Genomic DNA, 7,793 nt, shown 5'->3' with positions numbered 1-7,793 from the left:
AGCGGTAAGACCCCTGGAAGACTACCAGGTAGATAGGCCAGAGGTGTAAGCGTCGTAAGGCGTTTAGCTGACTGGTACTAATAGGTCGAGGGCTTGATCTTATTGTGCAGTTTAATCCGGTGGTGATAGAGGTAGGGAAACACCCGTTCCCATTCCGAACACGAAGGTTAAGCCTACCTACGCCGATGGTACTAGGCTGGAGACGGCCTGGGAGAGTAGGTGACTGCCGGGTAAATTTAAAGCCTCAACCGAAATGGTTGAGGCTTTTTTACTTGTGGTGCCTGGCACTTAAGTTTAAGATTTTACTGTTTTTTATGATTTTCAAACTGAGTAATTACCCTATCAAGTTTTTCTTCGATGGATTTTAATTTTTTTAGTATGTTTGTTATGTATAAAAATGCTATAATTAAAATTATTATAGGTAGTCCTATGTTTGTTAAAAGAGCTAAAATATCGATTAAATTCATTTGATATACCCCCTAAATATATATTTATAAAATATATTAACAATTAATACAATAAATGTAAATACTTTGATAATGGATAATACATAAAAAGACTAAATAAAATTAGGAGGTGAAGCCTTTTAGGCGGACTATGAAGGAAATCAAACTACATGGAAATAGTATAATAATTGGGAAAGATTCACTAGAATACATTAAAGGATTGCAAATAAAAAGGGCCTTTATTGTAACTGGTGGAAATTCGATGTTTAAAAATGGCGCTATTGATAGACTTACGAATATTTTAAGAGATGTAGATGCTGAATATGAATTATTTTGCAAAGTTAAAAAGAACCCATCAATAAATACAGTATTGGATGCTATAGAAAAAATGAAGGAATTTCAACCGGATACAGTAATAGGAATAGGTGGAGGCTCTCCTATAGATGTTGCTAAAGCTGCTGCAGTGTTTTATGAATATCCAGAACTTGATATAAAGAATCCTGATAATTTGATCCTTCCTAAAATGAGAAAAAGGGTAAGACTTATTGCAATCCCATCAACATCAGGAACGGGAACTGAGGTTACAAGGGCATCGGTGTTAACTTATGATGATATGAATTTAAAAATAGGGTTAAAGTGTGATGCCTTTATACCTGATGTTGCTGTTTTAGATGCTGCTTTAACTCTTTCAATGCCCAAAAGCATAGTAGCGGAAACTGGGATGGATGCCTTAACCCATGCAATTGAATGCTATATAAATAAAAATATAGATGAATTTACTGAAGTTTTAGCTGAAGGTGCGATAAAGGGCTTAATTAGATATTTGCCTTTATCTTATGAATATGAAAATTATGATTTTAGAGAAAAGGTTCACATATACAGCACCATGGCAGGATGTGCCTTTTCAAATGTTGGGCTTGGTATGGCCCATGGAATTTCCCACGCATTAGGTGGCAGGTTCGACCTTTCCCATGGTCTTTTAAACGCTATTGCCCTTCCTTATGTGCTTTTGTTTAATTCAAGGGATGAAAAGGTAAAAGAAAGATTAAATAACATAAGCAGCATGATAGGCAATGATATAATAGAAGAGATAATAAAACTAAATAGAAAAATAGGCATCCCTTTATCGTTAAAGGATGCTAGCCTTGATGAAGGAGAATTTTTAAATGAATTTGAATCATTATTAGAAAACTCTATGAAGGGGTCAACAAGGGTAAACCCTGCTAAGGTTACCCTCGATGATATGAGAGTAATCCTAAGGTCTATTTATTATGGTAAATTAGAGGATTTGAAAATCCAGTCATAGGCTGTAAGTGCAAGGGCACATGATGCTTTTATCATCATGTCCTTTGCATAGTTTTTTATTGTGGCTTCTTTAAATTCTATGGTTCCATACCTTTCACCATTTTCACATATTCCAATATAAGGATGAACTGTAGGAATCCTATGACTTATAAGGCCTATGTCTAAACTTAAAGCTGAAGATAACGGACCATGGATGTTTATTATGCCGCATTCCTTAAGATTATGGGAGGTAAGCTTTATAAGTTCAACATTTTTCTTAAAGGGCATATAATCTGCTTGAACTTTATAATCAAAATCACATGAGTATACTTTAGAAATAAATTTAGCACTTTCTATTATTTTATCCTTTATCTTTTCAAGAACCATCATATCGGTGGCCTTTACTCCAATTGTGCATTCTGATTTTTCAGGTATTATGAAGATATCTTGATTGTCGCAGTTGATGACGTAATTTACAAGATGGGAATTAAATTCGCTTTTAAGATCCTGAATGATATCTAAAAATTTAATTATAGGATTTAAAGATGATATTCCTTCATTAGGGTTAAGATTAAAACTTGCTCTTTTTCCAGTAAACTCAAATTTCATTATGCTCATGGCCATTGAGCCTACGCTTTCGTAAGTTTTTTCACCTGGATGGGCACAAATTATTAAATCCAAGTCATCAAATATATGCCTATTCGATAAAGTAATTTTTAATGGTAAAGATTCTTCCTTAGGAAGTCCATAGATAATTATTTTAGAATCAATTTTATCTAGGACCCTAGTTAAGCCTAATGCGCCGCCTATATTCATTACGCATTGAATATTATGACCGTTTGTATATCCTTCCTTAAGGGCTTCAAACTCGCAAAAAAAGCCTATTTTCTTGCTGCCATTTCCTATTTCCGCAATAAATGTGTTTTCTATTTGCTGAATGTTATTGTTAATGAAAAAGCCATTTTCTTTTAAAAATGTTGATAGAATATTAAAGGCTTTTTTTTCGTGATCTTTATCGATATTAATGTTATATAAGTCATCTAAAAGTGCATATAGCTTATCCTTTGAGCTTTCAATATAACCCTTTATTAGATTCCTTTCGATATTTGACATAATTTCACCTCAGGAATATTATTTACATTAATAAGAAATATATGCCTAAGATGTTCACAAGTTTAACGCAATATGATATATTGAAAATAATAGAACTAAGGAGGTTTCTATGGATACGCCGCTTATTAATGGTTTGTTAGAATATATTAGTCAGAGGAATATTCCCTTTCATATGCCGGGGCATAAAAATAATGCTAATGAATTTAAAGAGCTAAATATAATTCAGGAAAATATTTTTAAAATGGACCTTACTGAAGTTGAAGGAGTTGATAATCTCCACTCACCAGAGGGAATTATAAAGGATGCTCAGGAGAAACTTTCTAAATGTCTTAAGTCTAAGGAAAGCTTTATGCTTGTAAATGGAAGCACTTCAGGGATTTATAGCATGATTCTTGGCCTTACAAAGCCTAAAGATAAAATCATAATTCAAAGAAATTGCCACAGATCCGTTTATTCAGCAGCTTTCTTGGGTGATTTAGAAGTTGAATATATAAATCCTTCGGTATTAAAGGATTTTAACATCCCGGTTTCAATAAACTTAGATGAAGCCTTTAAGGTTATAGAAAAAAATAAGGACGCAAAGGCTATAGTAGTTACTTATCCTACATATTACGGAACGTGTTTGGATTTAAAAAGGCTAATAGAATATGCCCATAGGTTTAATATACTTGTTTTGGTGGATGAGGCCCACGGTGCCCATTTCCCCTTTAACTCTAAACTCCCAAAGAGTGCTATGGAACTTGGTGCTGATGTTTCTGTCAATAGCTTTCACAAAACATTGCCATCTTTAACACAAACGGCTGTTTTAAATGTAAATCATGGAGTTGATTCAACAGGAATAAAATATATGCTAAAAATTTTTCAATCTACAAGTCCTTCCTATATATTGATGTCCTCGATAGACGCTGCAAGAAGCATTATGGAGGGGGAAGGAGAAAGGCTTTTAGATGAGGTTATTGGATATATAGAAGATTTAAAAAGGGATATAAGGTATGTTGATGGCTTTAAGATTTTAGATGAAAATTATATCGAAAAAGCAAATATTTATGACATAGATAGAACCAGGATAGTGATAAATTCAAATTTAGGAGGGAAAACTTTAGAAAGCATTTTAAGAAGAGAACACAATATTCAAGTTGAAATGTCGGATCTTTACAACATAGTTCTTATTGGAAGCGTCGCAGATAAAAAGGAATTTTATGATAGTCTAAGAAATGCATTGTTAAAGATAAAAGATAAATTTCAAGGACACAAAAATACTGATTTTACAAGCAAAAATGTTAACTATCAAAAAGTCCTATCCCTTAGGGATGCCTATTATATGCCTAAAAGACGGGTAAAGATTAAGGAGGCAAAGGGACTAATAAGCGGAGAGATGGTGGTGCCATATCCTCCTGGTATTCCAATATTAGTTCCGGGGGAACTTATAACTCAAGATATAATAGATTTAATAGATGAGTATAAATCAAGCGGAATAACCTTAAACGGAATAGACGATGTAAACGGAGAATATATTTTAGTAGTAAACGGAGGGTAGTAAATGGGAAAACTTATAATAATAGATGGAACAGATGGAAGCGGCAAAGCAACTCAAACCCAAAGGTTATTTGAAAGGTTAAAGGCGGAAGGAATAAGGGTAAAAAAAGTTGAGTTTCCAAACTATAAAAGTGAATCAAGTTCCTTAATTAAAATGTATCTTAATGGAGATTTTGGCAAAAATCCTGAGGATGTTAATCCCTATGCGGCTTCATGCTTCTACGCTGTCGACAGATTTGCAAGCTACAAGATGGAATGGGAGGAGTTTTATAAAGCTGATGGAGTTATAATAGCAGATAGATATGTAACATCCAATATGGTCCATCAGGCAGCAAAGATAAACGACTTAAAAGAAAAGGAATACTTTTTGGATTGGCTTTATGACCTTGAATATAATAAATTTAATCTTCCTAAGCCGGATCTTGTTATTTTTCTCGATGTTCCTCCGGATATAAGTTTAAATTTAATTAAAGATAGACCGAGCAAAATGTCAGGGGACATTAAAAAGGACATACATGAAAAAAATTCAGAATATATTTTAACATCCTATAAAAATGCTGTTTTTTGTGCTGAAAAATATGGCTGGAGGAAAATTCGATGCTATAGAGATGGAAACTTAAGGACTATTGAGGATATACATGAGGATATTTATAAAGAAGTTAAAAAAATATTATAAAGGGGTGTTTTTATGAAGCTTGTTATAGCGATAGTTCATGACGAGGATGCTTATGAGCTTGTTGACAATATAACGGAAAAAGGATTTCAAGTTACAAAGCTTGCAACGACTGGGGGATTTTTAAAATCAGGAAATACTACCCTTATGATAGGCGTTGAAAAGGAAAGGGTAGAGGAAGTTCTAGACATCATTAAAAATGTATGTAAGACTAGAAAAACCATAATATCTGCTCCATCACCTGTTATGGGAACAGCTGGAGTTTTTGTTCCTAATCCTATGGAGGTTACAATAGGAGGAGCAACTGTCTTTGTTTTAGATGTCGATAGATTTGAAAAGTTTTAGGAGTGATTTGGCTTGTTTGAAGTAGTTGGACAAAATAAACTTAAGGAGGTCTTTGATAAAATATTAAAATCCGGTTCCCTTGTAAATTCTTATATTTTAAAGGGACCTGAGGGAATTGGAAAAAGGAATTTTGCCCTTTATATGGCAGCTAAAATATTATGTAAAACCAACGATGCCTGTGGAGTATGTCCTTCATGTATTAAGATTAAGCATTTCAATCATCCTGATGTTATCATACTTTCAAAAAGGGATAAAACTATAGGTGTTGAAGACATAGAAGAAATTATAGAAAGGATTCAGATAAAACCCTACGAAGGGGATAAAAAGGTGGTTATAATAGAAAACTTTGAAAATACCACTATTCAAGCTCAAAACAAATTTTTAAAGACTTTAGAGGAACCCGTAGAGGACACAATAATAATTCTTACAGCTAATCACTTAAATTCAGTTTTGGAAACTATAATTTCAAGGTGCCAAATTTTTAGTTTAAATAGAGTGGATAGTGAAGAAATACAAAGATATTTGATTAAAAAGGGAGTAAACAGCGAAAAGGCAAGGGTTATAGCAAAACTAAGCGATGGCATAATTGGAATAGCTGAAAAATATTTAAATGAGGAATATGCTAATTTAAGAAACGATGTAATAAACATTGCCACCAAAATTACAAATATTGAGGGTTTGGAGATGACGGAAATAGTAAGATTCTTTGATGATAAAAGGGATTATATTGATGAAATACTGGATATGCTAATAACATGGTTTAGGGATGTTTTGATGTATAAGATCACTTACAATAAGGATGTTCTGATAAATGAAGATTATTTTGAAAGAATAATTGAAGAAAGCAAAATACTTTCTTATAATAAAATAAATGGGATAATTGATATAATCAAAAGAACAAAAGAAAAACTGAACTATTATTCAAATTATCAACTTACAATCGAAGCAATGCTTTTGAATATACAGGAGGTTTAATATGGTAACAGTAGTAGGCGTAAGATTTAAAAGGGCCGGTAAAATATATTATTTTGATCCAGACAACTTAGACATAAATATAGGGGATTATGTTATTGTTGAAACAGCTCGTGGTCTTGAATACGGTGAGGTAGTTATCGGGAAAAGAGAAGTTCCTGAGGAGGATATTGTAGCTCCTTTAAAAAAGGTGTTGAGGGTTGCAACCGATGAGGATAAAATGAAACATTTAGAAAATAAAGCAAAGGAAGAGACCGCCTTTGATATATGTCTTAAAAAAATAGCTGAGCATGGTCTTCCTATGAAACTGATTGATGTAGAATATACCTTTGACAACAATAAAGTTATATTCTACTTTGTGGCAGAGGGAAGGGTTGATTTTAGAGAGCTTGTTAAGGACCTTGCTGCTATTTTTAGAACTAGAATTGAGTTAAGGCAAATTGGGGTAAGGGACCAGGCAAAGATGGTTGGAGGCCTTGGGCCCTGTGGAAGACCTATGTGCTGTGCCCATTTTTTAGGGGAATTTGAACCTGTTTCAATCAAAATGGCAAAGGAGCAGAATTTATCATTAAATCCATCTAAGATATCAGGCGTTTGTGGAAGGCTTATGTGCTGTTTAAACTATGAACAGGAAACCTACGAAGAAATTCGCAAAAAAACTCCAACCATTGGTTCTATTGTAAGGACCCCTGATGGCGAAGGAGAAGTTGTAGAAAACAGCATCGTTCATGAAAGGGTTAAGGTTAAACTTAATAAGGAAAACGAGGTTGAAATAAAGGCGTATTCAATATATGATGTGGAACTTATTGAAGGAGAATATGAATTTAAAGAAATATCGGAGGAAGAATTGAAGCAGGAAATAGAAGAAATAGGAGAAGAGGGATTAAACGACCTTTTAGAAGAGTAATTGGAACATTTGACATTTATTTTATTTGTGATAAAATATATTTGAAAATAGAGATGAGCATAATTGATTAAAAAACAAAATTATTTATGTTAAGTTGTTCTAATTTTTATGAAGTGAAGCTCAATTATTTTAAATTAAACTTAAATTAACACCAAAAAAGCAAAAAAAGGGTAGACTACTCCCTTGGTAAAATTGATGTTCAAAAAATTTAATATAATTTTAATATAATTTATTCAGGCTGTTCTTCTAAATCCCGATAGGGATTTGTATTTATCAACGCAGCCAGATTTTATGGCAGCAATTGCAACAGTTAAAAGGCAAATGTGACCGATTGTATTCAAATTAGTAACAGAGTTAATATTTCTAACATAAGCTTGTTCTGTATTGAGATTTTTCCATCTAGAATTGTATCTTTCGGATTCAGTTCTTAGACTATATATTTTTTTAAAAAATATAGAATCACGATTTATAGAGGACCTATAATCAGTGCCAATAGTTATATATTTTACACAACCTC

The 7,793-nt window shown here is 32.9% G+C and carries 9 protein-coding genes and 2 rRNA genes; 8 read left to right on the top strand and 3 right to left on the bottom strand.

The genetic code is table 11. The features are described 5' to 3' along the window. Positions 1-101 (top strand): 23S ribosomal RNA (locus Q3V94_RS09690); the annotation flags it as partial. A 14-nt stretch (positions 102-115) separates the two neighbouring features. Further along, a 5S ribosomal RNA gene (gene rrf / locus Q3V94_RS09685) occupies positions 116-232 on the top strand. A 70-nt stretch (positions 233-302) separates the two neighbouring features. On the opposite strand, the gene Q3V94_RS09680 is transcribed toward rrf, so the two are convergent. Beyond that, positions 303-467 (bottom strand): hypothetical protein, encoded by a 165-nt coding sequence (locus tag Q3V94_RS09680; protein WP_008908086.1) that lies wholly within the window; start codon positions 465-467, stop codon positions 303-305. 130 nt (positions 468-597) lie between these two features. On the opposite strand from Q3V94_RS09680, the gene Q3V94_RS09675 reads away from it, so the two are divergent. Continuing rightward, positions 598-1,752, top strand: a complete 1,155-nt coding sequence (locus tag Q3V94_RS09675) for an iron-containing alcohol dehydrogenase (protein WP_303527222.1) — start codon at positions 598-600, stop codon at positions 1,750-1,752. On the opposite strand, the gene Q3V94_RS09670 is transcribed toward Q3V94_RS09675, so the two are convergent. Beyond that, the gene (locus tag Q3V94_RS09670) at positions 1,716-2,843 is read right to left on the bottom strand and encodes a hypothetical protein (RefSeq protein ID WP_303527221.1); all 1,128 of its coding nucleotides are present in this window, start codon (positions 2,841-2,843) and stop codon (positions 1,716-1,718) included. The two genes, Q3V94_RS09675 and Q3V94_RS09670, sit on opposite strands and share 37 nt — an antisense overlap. A gap of 109 nt (positions 2,844-2,952) precedes the next feature. Between Q3V94_RS09670 and Q3V94_RS09665 the strand changes: the two genes are divergently transcribed. Genes Q3V94_RS09665 through Q3V94_RS09645 form a run of 5 tightly spaced genes read left to right on the top strand, consistent with a single transcriptional unit; the run spans position 2,953 to position 7,276 of the window. Continuing rightward, on the top strand, positions 2,953-4,380 hold the full coding sequence (locus Q3V94_RS09665; RefSeq protein ID WP_303527219.1) for an aminotransferase class I/II-fold pyridoxal phosphate-dependent enzyme: 1,428 nt from the start codon (positions 2,953-2,955) through the stop codon (positions 4,378-4,380). A gap of 3 nt (positions 4,381-4,383) precedes the next feature. Continuing rightward, positions 4,384-5,055 (top strand): deoxynucleoside kinase, encoded by a 672-nt coding sequence (locus tag Q3V94_RS09660; protein ID WP_303527217.1) that lies wholly within the window; start codon positions 4,384-4,386, stop codon positions 5,053-5,055. A 12-nt stretch (positions 5,056-5,067) separates the two neighbouring features. After that, positions 5,068-5,397, top strand: coding sequence for a cyclic-di-AMP receptor (locus Q3V94_RS09655; protein ID WP_008908277.1), 330 nt, complete (start codon positions 5,068-5,070; stop codon positions 5,395-5,397). Positions 5,398-5,409: 12 nt separating this feature from the next. Then, positions 5,410-6,372 (top strand): DNA polymerase III subunit delta' C-terminal domain-containing protein, encoded by a 963-nt coding sequence (locus Q3V94_RS09650; RefSeq protein ID WP_303527214.1) that lies wholly within the window; start codon positions 5,410-5,412, stop codon positions 6,370-6,372. A gap of 1 nt (position 6,373) precedes the next feature. Next, the gene (locus tag Q3V94_RS09645) at positions 6,374-7,276 is read left to right on the top strand and encodes a stage 0 sporulation family protein (protein WP_008908279.1); all 903 of its coding nucleotides are present in this window, start codon (positions 6,374-6,376) and stop codon (positions 7,274-7,276) included. A 233-nt stretch (positions 7,277-7,509) separates the two neighbouring features. Here Q3V94_RS09645 and Q3V94_RS09640 read toward each other — a convergent pair. Further along, positions 7,510-7,793, bottom strand: a 284-nt coding sequence (locus tag Q3V94_RS09640; protein WP_303527211.1) for a hypothetical protein, incomplete at its 5' end; no start/stop codon positions are given.

Origin of the sequence: Caloramator sp. CAR-1 (assembly GCF_030546345.1) — a bacterium.
Lineage (GTDB): Bacteria > Bacillota > Clostridia > Clostridiales > Caloramatoraceae > Caloramator > Caloramator australicus.
This window is presented reverse-complemented; position numbering and strand designations above follow the sequence as displayed.